This window comes from Streptomyces sp. NPDC001922, from assembly GCF_042891165.1.
Taxonomy (GTDB): domain Bacteria; phylum Actinomycetota; class Actinomycetes; order Streptomycetales; family Streptomycetaceae; genus Streptomyces.
In genome coordinates, this window is record NZ_JBIASV010000008.1 from 127,726 (window position 1) to 142,293 (window position 14,568).

At 73.4% G+C, this 14,568-nt stretch carries 11 protein-coding genes and 1 pseudogene; 4 read left to right on the forward strand and 8 right to left on the reverse strand.

Annotated elements, in window-relative coordinates:
* Window positions 1-612: 612 nt before the first annotated feature.
* Window positions 613-1,158: a GNAT family N-acetyltransferase gene (locus ACFYYR_RS16440; RefSeq protein WP_388852873.1), complete on the reverse strand. Its 546-nt coding sequence runs from the start codon at window positions 1,156-1,158 to the stop codon at window positions 613-615.
* 76 nt (window positions 1,159-1,234) lie between these two features.
* Entirely contained in the window at window positions 1,235-1,810 is a 576-nt protein-coding gene (locus ACFYYR_RS16445; RefSeq protein WP_388852877.1) for a TerD family protein, read from the reverse strand.
* A gap of 252 nt (window positions 1,811-2,062) precedes the next feature.
* Between ACFYYR_RS16445 and arfB the strand changes: the two genes are divergently transcribed.
* Entirely contained in the window at window positions 2,063-2,488 is a 426-nt protein-coding gene (arfB, locus tag ACFYYR_RS16450) for an alternative ribosome rescue aminoacyl-tRNA hydrolase ArfB (RefSeq protein ID WP_388852879.1), read from the forward strand.
* 184 nt (window positions 2,489-2,672) lie between these two features.
* Here arfB and ACFYYR_RS16455 read toward each other — a convergent pair whose 3' ends face one another.
* Window positions 2,673-3,227, reverse strand: a complete 555-nt coding sequence (locus tag ACFYYR_RS16455) for a flavin reductase family protein (protein ID WP_388852882.1) — start codon at window positions 3,225-3,227, stop codon at window positions 2,673-2,675.
* A 302-nt stretch (window positions 3,228-3,529) separates the two neighbouring features.
* Between ACFYYR_RS16455 and cdgB the strand changes: the two genes are divergently transcribed.
* Together cdgB and ACFYYR_RS16465 are read left to right on the forward strand one after the other, a co-directional pair.
* Window positions 3,530-5,215, forward strand: a complete 1,686-nt coding sequence (gene cdgB / locus ACFYYR_RS16460) for a diguanylate cyclase CdgB (RefSeq protein WP_388852885.1) — start codon at window positions 3,530-3,532, stop codon at window positions 5,213-5,215.
* Between the two features lie 419 nt (window positions 5,216-5,634).
* Window positions 5,635-6,603 (forward strand): carbohydrate-binding protein, encoded by a 969-nt coding sequence (locus tag ACFYYR_RS16465; protein WP_388852888.1) that lies wholly within the window; start codon window positions 5,635-5,637, stop codon window positions 6,601-6,603.
* Window positions 6,604-6,833: 230 nt separating this feature from the next.
* Here ACFYYR_RS16465 and ACFYYR_RS16470 read toward each other — a convergent pair.
* The 5 genes and pseudogenes from ACFYYR_RS16470 to ACFYYR_RS16490 form a co-directional block, all read right to left on the reverse strand.
* A pseudogene (locus ACFYYR_RS16470) lies at window positions 6,834-7,676 on the reverse strand (ketose-bisphosphate aldolase); the annotation flags it as partial.
* A gap of 276 nt (window positions 7,677-7,952) precedes the next feature.
* Entirely contained in the window at window positions 7,953-8,891 is a 939-nt protein-coding gene (locus ACFYYR_RS16475; protein WP_388852891.1) for a 1-phosphofructokinase family hexose kinase, read from the reverse strand.
* A 131-nt stretch (window positions 8,892-9,022) separates the two neighbouring features.
* A complete protein-coding gene (gene nagA / locus ACFYYR_RS16480; protein WP_388852894.1) occupies window positions 9,023-10,345 on the reverse strand; it encodes an N-acetylglucosamine-6-phosphate deacetylase in 1,323 nt (440 codons plus the stop codon).
* Window positions 10,345-11,418 (reverse strand): ROK family protein, encoded by a 1,074-nt coding sequence (locus tag ACFYYR_RS16485; RefSeq protein ID WP_388852897.1) that lies wholly within the window; start codon window positions 11,416-11,418, stop codon window positions 10,345-10,347. The genes nagA and ACFYYR_RS16485 overlap by 1 nt, the downstream gene beginning before the upstream one ends.
* Window positions 11,419-12,144: 726 nt before the next feature.
* Window positions 12,145-13,074 (reverse strand): SIS domain-containing protein, encoded by a 930-nt coding sequence (locus ACFYYR_RS16490; RefSeq protein ID WP_388852900.1) that lies wholly within the window; start codon window positions 13,072-13,074, stop codon window positions 12,145-12,147.
* A 252-nt stretch (window positions 13,075-13,326) separates the two neighbouring features.
* Here ACFYYR_RS16490 and ACFYYR_RS16495 point away from each other — a divergent pair, with 252 nt between their 5' ends.
* Window positions 13,327-14,550 carry an ABC transporter substrate-binding protein gene (locus ACFYYR_RS16495; protein ID WP_388852903.1) on the forward strand — a complete coding sequence of 408 codons (1,224 nt, stop codon included), beginning with the start codon at window positions 13,327-13,329 and terminating at the stop codon, window positions 14,548-14,550.
* The last annotated feature ends 18 nt before the right edge of the window (window positions 14,551-14,568 follow it).

Below are 14,568 nucleotides of genomic sequence, written 5' to 3' on the forward strand. Positions count from 1 at the left end.
GGCGAAACAGGAGGTGCGGGTGCGGTGCTGAGTGATGCCGAAGAACGGCCCTGCCCCGAAAGATGCGCAGGGGAGGACCGGCCCGTCCGCGGAGGCGAACGAGCCGAGCTGAGCGTGCCATTGGTTGATTCTTTTTGACAGGTAAGCAACACAGATTTGACCTGACGTTCTCCATTTACGTCAGGACATGTTCGTTATACGAGCCGAACTGAGCTGATGCAGGCTGAAATCCGGGCATTTGTCCGGGCGGGAAGGGAAGTGACGGGGAGGGGGGGAGCTGCCGCGGCGATGGAATGCGAAATTCCGTGCAGGTGAGGGGAGTTGATGGTGCGCCGTTGCGCCGTTGCGCCGTTGCGCCGGTGCGGTGGGCGCGGGCGCAGGTGCGGGCGCACCCCCGAAGCGAGCCGCCTCGGGAACGCCCGGGCGTGCCCCTGGCATGGACTCGCACCTCACTGGCTGAGGGCACTCGCGGTACGGGCCGGCGGCCCGCCGGCGCCGTGAAGCGGACGGTGCTCGGCTCTCCGTGCTCAGCCCGGCGTGCTGAGCTCTGCGGACTGAGCTCTCCCCGCTCAGCGCCGCGTGCCCGGCGCTGTGTTGCTCAGCGGCGGGTGCTCAGCGCTCGGTGAGCCGCTTCCGCAGAATCAGACACGGGCGGTGCAGCCGCCGGTCCTCGCGGTGGTCGATGATCTCGTAGCCCAGCGCGGTCCAGAAGGCCAGTGCCCTGGGGTTGCTCTCCAGTACGGCCAGCCGTACGCCGTCCGCGCCGCCCGCCCGGAGCCGGTCCTCCACCAGCCCGGCCAGCTCCCGCCCGTACCCGGTGCGCTGCTCCTGGCCGTGCACCATCAGCAGGCCGATCCACGGGTCGGGGTCGTCGGGGTCCGGGTGCTCGGCCAGGGTGATGGCCACGCCGAGCAGCCGGTGGCCCTCGCGGGCGAGCAGCACCTCGGACGACGGGTGCGCCAGTTCCTCGGCGAGGCTCGCGGCCACCTGCTCGGGCCGGATGTCCTCCGGGTCGGGGAAGTCCCCGCTGATCCGCTGGAAGACGGGGTCGGAGCGGTAGAGCGTGGTCAGCTCGTCGAGCAGCGGCGCGGGCAGCCCGTGGGGCCCGAGCGGCCCGTGGACCCCGTCGTCGGTGACCGTGAGCGGTTCGAGGATCATGCGCGGCACGCTAACGCGACGGCCCCCGGTCGGCGAGGATCCGGGGGCCGACGGCAGGTCAGCGGACGAGCGTGCGTCAGACGTTGACGCCGAAGTCCTGGGCGATGCCCGCCAGGCCGGAGGCGTAGCCCTGGCCCACCGCGCGGAACTTCCAGTCCGCGCCGTTCCGGTAGAGCTCGCCGAAGACCATGGCCGTCTCGGTGGCCGCGTCCTCGCTCAGGTCGTAGCGGGCGACCTCGGCGCCGCCGGCCTGGTTGACGATGCGGATGTAGGCGTTGCGCACCTGGCCGAAGTTCTGGCTGCGGCTCTCGGCGTCGTAGATCGAGACCGGGAAGACGATCTTCTCGACGTCGGCGGGGAGGCCCGCCAGGTTGACGTTGATCGCCTCGTCGTCGCCCGCGCCCTCGCCGGTGCGGTTGTCACCGGTGTGCACGATGGTCTGGTCCGGGGTGGACTTGTTGTTGAAGAAGACGAAGTGGCCGTCGGAGACGACCTTCCCGCCGGGGTTGACCGCGATCGCGCTCGCGTCGAGGTCGAAGTCCGTGCCGGTGGTGGTGCGGACGTCCCAACCGAGGCCGACCGTGACGGCGGTGAGGCCGGGCGCCTCCTTGGTGAGCGAGACGTTGCCGCCCTTGGACAGGCTTACAGCCATGGGGATGTCCCTTTCCTCGTCAGTGTGTCGGGCTTCGTGCCGGTGACGAAGCTACCGTCACCCTTCATAACGCGGCGAGGTCGGCACAGGGTTCCGGATCGCTTTACTTTCTTTACCCGGAATCCGCATCGGGGTCCCTCGCGGGGCGCCGTCACCGGGCGCCGGGGGCGGGACGGGCCGGGCTGCACCGGGAAAGGAGCTGCACCGGGAAAGGAGGTGACGCGGCGGCCCCGAGCCGGGATTATGGGACGCATGTCCGGGCCCTACGTCATCCGTGGCTCGGTCTCCCTGCCGGAGGCCGAGCTCATGTGGCGTTTCTCCCGCTCGTCCGGACCCGGCGGCCAGCACGTCAACACCAGCGACAGCCGGGTCGAGCTCCGCTTCGACCTGGCGCGGACCGACGCGCTGCCCCAGGTCTGGAAGGACCGGGCGCTGGAGCGGCTCGCCGGGCGGCTGACGGACGGCGTCGTGTCCGTACGGGCCGCCGAGCACCGCTCCCAGTGGCGCAACCGGGAGACCGCGGCCGTCCGCTTGGCGGCGCTGCTCGCCGAGGCCACCGCGCCACCGCCGCGCCCGCGGCGCAAGACGCGGGTGCCGCGCGGCATCAACGAGCGCCGGCTTCGGGAGAAGAAGCAGCGCGGTGACACGAAGCGGGGCCGTTCCGGCCGCGACTGGTGACCGGGGCGCCCGCACGCGCGGCGCCGCCGGCGGCCCGGATTCCGGCCGGCTCCGGTGGGTCCTGGGCCGTGAGCCGGGGCCCGGGTTCCTCCCCGGAGGTCCGGCCCCGCGGGCCCGGCGGAATCCGAACGACCCGGCCGGATCGGCGCCGGCCACCGGGCTCGCGGGGTCCGGACCAGCGGCCCTACCCCAGATGCCGGTACCGCCCCCGGAAGTAGAGCAGCGGCCCGCCCTCCGTGCTCGGCGTGCGGGCGGTCAGCACCCGGCCGATCACCAGCGTGTGGTCGCCCGCCGGCACGCGCTGCTCCGTCCGGCACTCCAGAACGGCCAGCGCCCCGTCGACGAGCGGCGCGCCGGCGACCTCGCCGCGCTCGTGCGAGAGGTCGCCGAAGAGCAGCCGGTCGCTGATCCGGCCCTTCATCGCGAACCGTCCGGCGATCTGACGCTGGCTCTCGGACAGGACGGAGACCGCCCACAGCGGCTGCCGCTCCAGCAGGTCGTCCATCCGTGAATCGTTGCGAACGCTCACCATCACGAGCGGCGGATCGAGGGACACCGAAACGAACGACGTCGCCGTCATGCCGACGTCCTCGCCGCTCGGTCCGTCCTCCGGATCGAACGCGGTCACCAGCACCACGCCCGCGCCCAGCCGGGACATGGCGGCACGGAATACGTCGTCACTCACCCCATCAGCATGGGGGATGGTCTCGGCACGAGGGGAAGGAGTCTGCTGCAACACGCCAGGAACGCTATCCGGCACCAGATCCGGTCCGCATCGGCCCCGGGGCCCAGGCGGGACCTAGGTCCGATGGCCGAGACCGCGCGGAAGGGCGCCATCCGTTTTCGAATTTGCGTTCAATAAGTGTCAGAAGCGCTCCCGACCCACTACCTCAACCGTTCATCATGTGCTGTGACTTGAGTCACAGCTGGCAGGAATTGTTGACCCTGTGTACCGGGTGAACAGCTCGCTGTGATTCAGTGACCGTGGTAATCGGACGACTAGGACTCTGGAGTTGTGTCAGGTCTCGGGGGGTGCGAGCGATGGAAACCGAGTCGGAGCCTTACGTCCGGCTTGCGACGCTGCGCCAGCTCCACCATGTCGTCGCGGACCTCAACACCGCCCGCAGCCTGGCGGACACCCTGCAGACCGTCGCCAACGGCATCATCAACGGCCTGGGGTACGGACTTTCGGCCGTGAACCTGGTCCGCCCCGACGGTGACCTCGTCGTCGCCGCCGTCGCGGGAGACTCCGGCGCCGAGGCCCTGATGGCCGGCCGGGTCGGCGCCCGGACCGCCTGGGAGCGCTGGCTCACCATGGGCGAGCAGTGGGGCGAACTCCGCTTCATCCCGCACACCGAGGGCTGGGTGCTGGACGACGACGACATACCGCAGTGGCGCAGCGACGGCCCCCAGCCCCGGTTCGTCGACGAGTGGCACCCCATGGACCGGCTGCTCGCTCCCATGTACTCCTCCGGCGAGGAGCTGCTCGGGGTCATATCCGTCGACCAGCCGCGCAACGGCCGCAGGCCCGGCCCCTGGGGGCGCGAAGCCCTCCAGATGTACGCCTTCCAGGCCGCCATCGCCATCAGCAACGCCCGGCTGCGCGCCAACATGCAGCGCGCCCTCGTCCGGCTCGAACGCGAGCAGCAGGCCCTCCGTGCCAGCGAGGAAAGCTTCCGCCAGGCCTTCGAGTACGCCCCCAGCGGCATGGCCATCGCCGAGATGGGCGGCGACCAGCACGGCCGGCTGCTCCGCACCAACGACGCCCTCTGCCGCCTCCTCGGCCGCCCGGCCTCCGCGATGCGCCGCTACTCCTTCTCCGACCTGGTGCACCCCGAGGACATCGGGACCCTGCTGCGCACCTCCGCCGAGGGCGGCCGCGCCGAGCTCCGGCTGGCGCGGCGCGACGGCACGTACGTCTGGGTCTCGCTGCGGAACTCCGTCGTCGCCGACGCCGCCGACGGGCCGCGCTTCCTGCTCACCCACGTCGAGGACATCGAGGAGCGCAAGCGCCACGAGCTCCAGCTCGCGCACCGCGCCAGCCACGACTCGCTCACCGGGCTGCCCAACAGCGCCGAGCTGCGCGCCCGGCTCGGCGCCCGGCTGTGCACCCGGCCGCCGTCCCCGCACGGGGCGAGCAGCGCGACCCTCGACGCGGCCGGCGGGGTGTACGGCGGCGCGGCCTACGGCGGCGACCCGGACGGGGTGGAGACCGACGAGCACGGCTTCCGGGCGGACGCCTTCGACGCCCCGTTCGGCGGCCCGCCGCCCGCCTCGTACGACCACCATGTGCACACCGTCGCCCCGGACCCGGACACCGACGACGGCTCCAAGGGGCTCGCGGTCCTCTTCTGCGACCTCGACGGGTTCAAGTCGATCAACGACCGCTTCGGGCACCACACCGGTGACGCGGTGCTGATCGAGGTCGCCCGCCGGCTCACCAACGGCGTCCGGGACGGCGACACGGTGGCCCGGCTCGGCGGCGACGAGTTCGTCGTCCTGGCCGACGGCCTCGGCCGCGCGGACGCCCAGGACCTGGCGGTCCGGCTGCGCAACGCGATCATCCCGCCGATCCGGGTCGACGGCCGGGCGGTCCGGGTCGGCGCCAGCATCGGGATCTCCTGGGCGGGCTGCGGCATGTCGGCGGAAGAGGTCCTGGCCTCGGCGGACCAGCGGATGTACGTGGAGAAGCGGTCCCGGGCCAAGCAGCACCGGCGGGCGGGCTGAGGAGCGGGCCGACGGGCGGGCTGCCCGGGGCCTCGGTGCCGGGGGCCATCGGACCGGGACCGCGTGGAACGACGGCTTCCGGGCTCCGCCGGACCGCGCCCCGAGCCGGGTCCGCCACGGGGTGAGACGCGTCTCACCGGGGCGTCCGCGGAGCATGGCGGACCCGGCACCGGGCAGGCGCAGCCGTGTCGAGCGCTGCCCGCACCCTTGCCGCAGGAGTGAACGTCCGAGCGGGTGAGCGGGTAGGCTCGGGCGTCGGCGGTGCCGCCGCTGGAACGCCGGCAGTGAATCCATCGTGAACATTGGCCATCCGGACAGCACAGACTCTGTCGGGGCCGCCCCGGCCTTGATAGGAGCTGTCAGGGCGCATCTGATCAAGAGCGCCGATGGTCCGAGAACCAGTTGGGGAGTGACAGGGGATGACGGCCGGCAACAACGGCGCGAGCACGCCTGAGAACGACGATCCGTTCGGCTATCTGTACCGCTCGGAGGGCGGCGACGGCGCGACGGACGACGCGGGCGCGGCTCCCCGGACCGGCGGCTACGGCTACCCCGGCCCGACCGGCCAGCCCGGTGTCCCCCGCACCTCGTACAACCAGGTCTCCCGCGTCGGCGAGCGCCAGTACGGCCAGCGGCAGGCACCCCCGCAGGCGCCCGGCCAGCCGTACGGTCAGCAGCAGCCGAACGCGCACTACGCGGCCCCCGAGACCCTCTCCGGCGGCGCGCCGCGCCGGTCCGGACCGCAGGGCCAGGGCGGCGGCCGCGGCCCCAACAGCAAGGGCCTGCTCGTCGGTGCGATCGCGGTCGTCGCGGTGGTGGTCGTGGGCATCGGTGTCGCCATGCTCACCAACACCAAGGACGACGAGACCGGGAAGAACGAGGCCGGGGACTCCGCGCCCGGCGACTCCGGCGCCGACAAGGTGGAGCCCGAGAAGCCCTCGGGCAAGGGGCCGAAGAAGTTCGCCTCGGACCAGCGGGACGGCGCCTCGCTGCGGCTGGGCGGCACGGCCGCGGTCGGCCGCGAGATCCCCAACGCCCACTCCAAGAGCGGCGCCTACGTCAAGATGGAGCGCCCCGGCGACACCGTCACGTACACCGTGGACGTCCCGAAGGCCGGCCAGTACACGCTGTTCACCGGCTACGGGGTCCCGGGCAAGGACACCGACGCCACGCTGACGGTGAACAGCCAGCCCCGGTCCCAGCCGCTCAAGCTGAAGAACTACACCGGCGCCAAGGAAGGCCAGTGGGAGCGCGGCTGGACCAAGCGGTACGACTGGCTGCAGCTCAACAAGGGCACCAACACCATCGAGTTCTCCTGCGGGCCGAACGACAAGTGCAACTTCAACCTGGACTACGTGCAGTTGAAGTCGGGCCAGGTCCAGGACTGACCCGCGCGCTTCCTCAACGCACCCTCGGGGCCCGTCGCTTGCGTGCGGCGGGCCCCGAGCCCGTGTGCGGCCGGGCGGCGGGGTAACCGGGGACTCCGGGCGCACGGTCCGGTTGCGCGTCCCGGCTACGCGCCCGGTTGCCGCGCCGGGCGCTGGTCCGTGTCGCCGCCCGCCGTCGCTGCCGTCTCCGTCCCGGCGTGCGCGGGCCCGGAGTCCGCGCTGCCGGCCGTCAGGAGCCGCAGGAAGGCCGCCACCGTCCCGGCCATCGCGTCCCGTGCCGGACGCAGGTAGCGGCGGGGGTCGACCACGGACGGGTCCGACTCCAGGGAGCCGCGCAGCGAGCCGGTGAACGCGGTGTTGAGCGCCGTCCCGACATTGATCTTGACCATGCCGGCGGCGACGGCCCGGCGGAGTTCGTCGTCCGGGACGCCCGAGGAGCCGTGCAGCACCAGCGGGACCGGCACGGCGTCCCGGAGCCGGGCGATCAGCGCATGGTCCAGGACGGCGGTCCGCTCCGTCATCGCGTGCGTGCTGCCGACCGCCACGGCCAGGGCGTCCACGCCCGTCTCCGCGACGTACGCCGCCGCCTCGGCCGGATCGGTCCGGACGCCGGGTGTGTGGGCGTCCAGCGGCGGCTCACCGGCCTTGCCGCCCACTCTGCCGAGCTCGGCCTCCACCCAGATGCCCCGCTCGTGGCCCCAACGCACCGCCTCCGCCGTGGCCTTGACGTTGTCCGCGTAGCTCAGCTTCGAGGCGTCGACCATCACCGAGCCGAAGCCCGCGGAGTGCGCCGCGTGCAGCAGTTCCGGGGAGACCACATGGTCGAGGTGGAGGGCGAGTTCGGCGGTCGATGCCCGGGCGACGGCCGCCGCGGCGGCCGCGATCGGGGCCGGCCGGCCGCCGTGGAAGCGCACGGCGTTCTCCGAGACCTGGAGCACCGCGGGGACGCCGGCCTCCTCCGCGCCCGCGGCGATCGCCTCCGCGTGCTCCAGGGTGATCACGTTGAACGCGCCCAGAGCGTGGCCCGCGGCCCGCGCCCGCATGACGAGTTCGCCCGTACCGACGAGTGGCATTGCGTCCCCAATCCCGGGCCGGCCCGGCCCGATGTCCCGGGCCGGATCAGCCCGGTCGCCGAATACCGCACCTCCGGACCCCGAGCTTCCGGACCCCGAGCTTCCGGAAACCGGGCTCCCGGTCACTGCGCCTCCGGACACTGCGCCTCTGGGCACCGGGCTTCCGGACACCGGGTTTCCGGACACCGGGGTTCCTGACGCTGCACTTCGCGGCGCCGGGCTTCCGGACACCGCGCCCCGGGCCGGGCCGGGGGAGGCCACCCCCGCGTCGGCCCGTCACGCTGCCGCCGCCCCGTCCGACACCTCGACCCGCGGCAGCAGATCCTCGTACGCGGCACGGTCGAACTCGCCCGCGACCGGGGCCAGGACGGTCGCCGCCGACAGCGCCACCGCCCGCGCCACCCGCTCCGGCCACGGCAGCCCGGCCACCAGGCCGGAGAGCAGGCCCGCCACGGCCGAGTCGCCGGCACCCGTCGGATTGCCGCGGACCGGGCGCGGCGGCGCCGCCTGCCAGCTGCCGTCCGCCGTCACCAGGAGCATGCCCGCCGCGCCCAGGGACGCCGCGACCGCGCGGGCGCCCCGGCGGCGCGCGTCGTGCGCGGCGCGCAGCGGCTCGGTGGAGCCGGTCAGGCCGGTCAGCTCGTCCACGTTCGGCTTGACCAGGTCCGGCCGGGCGGCGATGCCCCGGCGCAGCGGCTCGCCGCTGGTGTCCAGCAGCACCGGGACGCCGGCCGCCTGGGCCTCCCGGACGAGCTGTGCGTAGGCGCCGACCGGCAGTCCCGGCGGCAGGCTGCCGCAGAGCGCGACGGCCTCGGCGTCGCCGAGGAGCCGGGCGTAGGTGGCGCGGAAGGCGTCCCACTCGGACCGGTCGATCGTCGGCCCGGCCTCGTTGAGCTGCGTGGTCTCCCCGGACGAGGCGTCCACGACGCCCACGGTCCGGCGGCTCGCCCCGGCGGTCGGGGTCAGCGCGTCGACGACCGTGCCCGGTCCGTGGTCCTCCGCCAGCAGTTGCCGCAGCACCGCGCCCGTGGGCCCGCCGGCGAATCCCGCGACGACCGCCCGGTGCCCGAGCGCCGCGAGCACCCGGGCGACGTTCAGCCCCTTGCCGCCCGCCCGCTCCGACACCTCGGCCACCCGGTGCGTGGCCGAGGCCCGCAGCCGCGGCACGCGGTACGTGATGTCGAGGGCGGCGTTCAGCGTGACCGTGAGGATCAACGGTCCCCTCCCGTAGTGCGCGCGGCTGCCGATGACCGGCGCAGGCGGACAAGTGCGCGAGCGATCATGCCAAAACAGCGACGGTTGGCCCAGACCTCCCGCGGACCTCCACAGGCCAACCACGGGAACCCTCAGCCCAGTTCGGGTGAAACCACCCAATCTCCCTTGCGCATCACTCCGACCAGCGCGAACTCCCCGTCCAGGACCACCAGATCGGCGTCCTTGCCCGGTTCCAGGGAGCCCACCCGGCCGTCCAGTCCGAGCAGCCGCGCGGGGGTCGCCGAGACTGCTTCGACGGCCTGCTCGACCGGCAGCCCGTCGACCGTCACGGCCCGCCGGAACGCGGTGTCCAGGGTGAGCGTGGAGCCCGCGATCGAACCGCCCTGCACCAGCCGGGCGACCCCGTCCCTGACCTCCACCTCCATCGGGCCGAGCGGGTACCGGCCGTCGCCCATCCCGGCGGCGCCCATGGCGTCCGTGATGAAGGCGATCCGGCCCGCGGCCCCGCGGAGGGCGAGCCCCAGCACGGACGGGTGCAGATGCACCCCGTCGTTGATCAGCTCGACGGTGACCCGCTCGTCCTCCAGCAGCGCGGCGACCGGGCCGGGCGTCCGGTGGCCGAGGCCCGGCATCGCGTTGAACAGGTGCGTCGCCACGCGCGCGCCGGCCTCCACGGCCCGGCGCGTGGCCTCGTACGACCCGTCGGTGTGGCCGACGGCCGCGATGACGCCCTGGTCGGCGAGGAGCCGCACGGACTCCAGCCCGCCGGGGAGCTCGGGCGCCAGGGTCATCATGCGGGCGGTGCCCCGCGCGGCGTCGACGAGCTTGCGGACGTCCGCCGGGGCCGGGTCGCGCAGCAGCGACGGCTCGTGGGCGCCGCAGCGGTTCCGGGCGATGAACGGCCCCTCGAAGTGCAGCCCCGCGAGGTCGCCCTGCTCCACGAGCTCGGAGAGGGCGGACGCCTGGTGGGCCAGGTCGTCGAGGTCGCCGGTGACGGTCGAGGCGAGCATCGTCGTGGTGCCGTGGCGGCGGTGGGTGCCGGCGACGGTGAGGGCTTCCTCGGCCGTCCCGGCGGAGAAGGAGGCGCCACCGCCGCCGTGCACGTGGATGTCGACGAAGCCGGGGACGATCCAGTGGTCGGGGGGAAGGGGGTATGTGGTGTACGCGTCGTACTCGGTGCGCTCGGTGCGCTCGGTGCGCTCGGGGTGTTCGGCGTACGTGGTGGGCTCGACGGCGTGTTCGGCCGCGGGTCTCGTGTGGCGGGGGGTGGAAGGGGGTTCGCCTCGGGCCCGGTCCTGGTGGTCCGGGTGAGGAGGGGCGTCGGGGCGGGCTTCGGGACGGGCCGGGGCGCCGGTGCCGGTGATGGTGCGGCCGTCGACCGTGACCCGACCGCCCTCGACGACACCGGTCGGCAGCACCACGCGGGCGCCGGTGAGAACCTTGCGAGCCACCATCAGGCGGTTACCTCCGCGGTGAGAAGGTCCCAGGCGAGCAGACCTGCGCCCAGGCATCCGGCGGTGTCCCCGAGGGCCGCCGGAACGATGTGGGGGACGTGCTGGAAGGTGAGCCGGGCCTCGACCGCCGCGCGCAGCGGTGCGAACAGCGTCCGCCCGGCCCGCGCCAGGCCGCCGCCGATGATCAGTGTGCGGGGGGCCAGCAGGCTGACGGCGGTGACGAGGCCGTCGGCGAGGGCGTCGACCGCCGTGTTCCACACGTCTGCGGCACGGGGGTCACCCGATTCGACGGCCTTGACGCAGTCCGCCGCGTCCGCCGAGGGGTCGTCACCGGCCTCGGCCCAGGCGCGGGACACCGCGGTCGCGGAGGCGAGCGTCTCCAGGCAGCCCCGCCGGCCGCAGCCGCAGCGCAGGCCGCCGGGGCGGACGACGACATGGCCGAGCTCACCCGCACGGCCGTGCGTGCCGCTCTCGATCCGGCCGTCGATGCCGATGGCGGCGGCGATGCCGGTGCCGAGCGGTACGAAGAGGAACCGGTCGGCACCCCGGCCGGCGCCGAGCCGGCCCTCGGCGAGACCGCCGGTCCGGACGTCGTGGGCGAGGGCTACGGGGGTGGGGCCTTCGTGGGGGCTGGGGCTCGGGCCGGTGGTGGGGGAGTGGGGGCTGGAGCTCGGGCCGGTGGTGGGGGAGTGGGGGCTGGAGCTCGGGCCGGTGGTGGGGGTGCGGGGTGCGGTGGTGGAGCGGGGTGCGGTCGGGGTCGACAGCCGTTCGGTGAGGAGGGCGCGCAGCGGGACGTCGCGCCAGCCGAGGTTGGCGGAGTAGCGCGCGATGCCGCCGGGCTCGTCGACCAGGCCGGGGACGGCGACTCCGGCGGCGGAGGCGGGCTCCCCGTACCGGTCGAGGCCGACGTCCCGCAGGTGCGCCGCGAAGTCGAGGACCGACGCGACGACGGAGTCGGGGCCGCGGTCGCGGCCGGTGGGCCGACGGTCCTCGTGCAGGGGTGTGCCGTCCGCGGCCACGAGGGCGGCCTTGATGGCGGTGCCTCCCACATCGAGGGCGATGACGTGTTTCACGGGGCCAGTGTCCCGCGGGACGGGGGGAGAGGTCTAGTCCACTGTGGGGTTGTCGTGGGGGACGTTGTCGCCTTGCGGCGCGCGTTTGGGGTCTTGCGGTTCGGTTGTGCGGGCGTCGGTTGGGTGGGTGCGGGTGTGGGGTGGGTTTCGGGGGTGGGGGGGGGGGGGGGGGGGGGGGGGGGGGGGGGGGGGTTTTGGGGGGGGGGGGGGGGCCGACGACGCGCGCGCGCGGGCGGGGGCCCCCCGGGGGGGGGGCGCCCCCGAACCGAAATTTCCGGGCCCGGGGGGCCCAAAAAAAACCCCCCCCCGCCCCCACCCCCCCACCCCTGCGCCCCCACCCCCTGACGTCCGCCCAGCCCTGCGCCCCCACCCCCTGACGTCCGCCCAGCCCTGCGGCACCGCGCCCTGACGTCCGCCCAGCCCTGCGGCACCGCGCCCTGACGTTCGCCCAGCCCTGCGGCACCGCGCCCTGACGTTCGGACCGCCGGCGGCGTCGTGGCGCGCCGCCGTGTTCGCCCGGTCCGGTGGCCCTGACGTGCAGGTCGGGCCGGTGGCACCGCGCCTTCGCGTCCGGACCGGACCCGTCGTGGTGCGACGTCGCCTTTGCCTGGCCCCGGGTGGCACCGCCTGCGCGTCCGCCGCGCCGTTCGCGGGCGTGCACGCTTTCGTTCAGCGTGCGGTGGCGCCGTTCTCCGGGGCCGTCCACGTGGCGTAGTGGCTGTGCGGTCAGTCGGTGAGGATCACACTGCGGGTCAGGTTGCGGGGGTGGTCCGGGTTGTGGCCCTTGGACTCCGCCACGGCGACCGCCAGGCGCTGGGCGCGGATCAGGTCCGCCATCGGGTCGAGTCCGCCGTCCGAGTCGGCGATCAGGGTGCCGCCGATGCGGTCCACCTCGCCGGAGAGACCCTCGGGGAGGTCGCCGAAGATCCAGGCGACCCGGCCCGGTCCGGTGATGGAGATGGGGCCGTGCCGGTACTCCATCGCCGGGTACGCCTCGGTCCAGGCCCGGGCCGCCTCGCGCATCTTGAGGGCGGCCTCCTGGGCCAGGCCGTACGTCCAGCCGCGGCCCAGGAAGGTCCACTGCTCCGCGCCGAGCACCGCGGCCGGCAGGGGCTGAGTGATGGCGAGCTCCGCGTCCGCGGCGGCCTCGGTGACGGGCTTCACGCCGGGGGGCAGGGTGCCGTGCCGTTCCAGGCCGGCCCGGAGGAAGGCCAGCGCCGTGGTGGCGAAGCGGGTCTGGACGACCGACTCCTCGTCCGCCCAGTCCAGGACGGCGACGGCGTCGGCCGCGTCCATGACCGGGGTCTTCGGGTCGGCCGTGAGGGCGGTGGTCGGGGTGCGGCCGCGGAGGGCGGACAGCAGGGTCAGGACCTCGGTCGTGGTGCCCGAGCGGGTGATCGTCACGACCCGGTCGTAGTGGCGGTCCGCCGGGAACTCGGAGGAGGCGAAGGCGTCGGTCTCGCCCTGGCCCGCCTGTTCGCGCAGCGCCGCGTAGGCCTGCGCCATGAACCACGACGTGCCGCAGCCGGTCACCGCGACCCGTTCCCCCGGGCGCGGCAGGCCCTCCGCCCCCTCCGCGGCCGTCACCGCTCGGCGCCAGCAGGCGGGTTGGGTGGCCGTCTCGGCCGCGGTGCGGGACTCCTCTGCTGCGGGCATGGTCGGTGCTCCTTCGAAGCGGAGTGAACTCGGGTCCGCCTCGTGGATAGCAGTCCTGAGCTGGGAGAGGGAAGGGCGCTGCGGAAGCGGAACATCCGGTGGTGTAGACCTTGTGGGGGGCGCGCCGACGGAGATCCGCGCCCCCGCGCAGGGCCGGGGGAGCCCCGCGGTACGAAAGATTCGGGAACAAAGGTGGTATCCGCAGTGCAGCGGCGGTATTTGGGCCTCATAGCGACAGGCACCACGATGGCCATGGCCCTCACGCTTTCGGGCTGCGGAAGCGACGGCTCGGTCGGCGACGATGTGACGATCAAGCTCGTGGCGGCCGACTACGGCGACTCGTCGGCCAACAGCTCCAAGAAGTACTGGAACGAGCTGGCCCGCGAGTTCGAGGCGAAGCACGACGAGGTCGAGGTCGACGTCGAGGTCTACAGCTGGAACGACGTGGACCGCAAGGTCGCCGAGATGGTCGAGCGGGGCGACGCCCCGGACATCGCCCAGATCGGCGCGTACGCGGACTACGCGGCCCAGGGCAAGCTCTACAGGTCGGACCAGCTGCTCTCCATCCCCACCCAGGCCGACTTCCTGCCCGGTCTCGCGAAGGCGGGCGAGCTCCACCGGGTGCAGTACGGACTGCCGTTCGCCTCCAGTACCCGGGTGCTCTTCTACAACAAGAAGCTGTTCGCCAAGGCCGGTATCACCGCACCGCCGAAGACCTGGAGCCAGCTCCAGCAGGACGCCCAGGCGCTGAAGCGGGCCGGGGTCAAGTCCCCGTACGGGCTGCCGCTCGGCAAGGAGGAGCCGCAGGCCGAGACGCTCAACTGGATGCTGAGCGGCGGCGGTGGCTACACCGACAACATCGGCAACTACACGATCGGTTCGCCCGCGAACATCAGCACGTTCGAGTGGCTGCGCGACGAGATGGTCGGCAAGGGCCTCACCAACGCCGACCCCGGCCGGACCAACCGCCAGGAGGTCTTCAACGGCTTCACCCGCGGCGAGGTCGGCATGCTCAACGGTCACCCGACGCTGATGCAGCAGGCCCGGGCCAAGCACGTGAAGTACGGCATGGCGCCGCTGCCCGGCAAGAACGGCGAGTCCGAGGCGACCACCGGCGTGGCCGACTGGATGATGGCGTTCAAGCAGAAGGGCAACCGCGAGCCGGTCGGCAAGTTCCTCGACTTCGTCTACAGCCAGGACAACGTCCTGAAGTTCGCGGACCGCTACGACCTGCTGCCGGTCACCACCTCGGCGTCCGAGGCCATGCGCGCCGACCGGAAGAACAAGGACCTGTGGGAGTTCCTCGACCAGCTGCCCACCGCCGAGTTCTATCCGGTGAGCAAGCGGTCCTGGGGGCCGGTCGTCAAGCGGCTCAAGGGCTCCATCGGCACCGTCGTCGAGCCGAACGGCAACCCGTCCAGCGTGCTCGGCGCGCTCCAGCGCGACGCCGACACGATGGAGAACGCCTCCGAGTAGCGCCGGTTAGATTGGGGT

Excerpts from the sequence above, each read along its gene's own strand:
- ACFYYR_RS16440 (WP_388852873.1), bottom strand. The coding sequence starts at position 1,158 with ATGATCCTCGAACCGCTCACGGTCACCGACGACGGGGTCCACGGGCCG.
- ACFYYR_RS16445 (WP_388852877.1), bottom strand. The coding sequence starts at position 1,810 with ATGGCTGTAAGCCTGTCCAAGGGCGGCAACGTCTCGCTCACCAAGGAG.
- arfB (WP_388852879.1), top strand. The coding sequence starts at position 2,063 with ATGTCCGGGCCCTACGTCATCCGTGGCTCGGTCTCCCTGCCGGAGGCC.
- cdgB (WP_388852885.1), top strand. The coding sequence starts at position 3,530 with ATGGAAACCGAGTCGGAGCCTTACGTCCGGCTTGCGACGCTGCGCCAG.
- ACFYYR_RS16465 (WP_388852888.1), top strand. The coding sequence starts at position 5,635 with ATGACGGCCGGCAACAACGGCGCGAGCACGCCTGAGAACGACGATCCG.
- nagA (WP_388852894.1), bottom strand. The coding sequence starts at position 10,345 with ATGGTGGCTCGCAAGGTTCTCACCGGCGCCCGCGTGGTGCTGCCGACC.
- ACFYYR_RS16490 (WP_388852900.1), bottom strand. The coding sequence starts at position 13,074 with ATGCCCGCAGCAGAGGAGTCCCGCACCGCGGCCGAGACGGCCACCCAA.
- ACFYYR_RS16495 (WP_388852903.1), top strand. The coding sequence starts at position 13,327 with ATGGCCCTCACGCTTTCGGGCTGCGGAAGCGACGGCTCGGTCGGCGAC.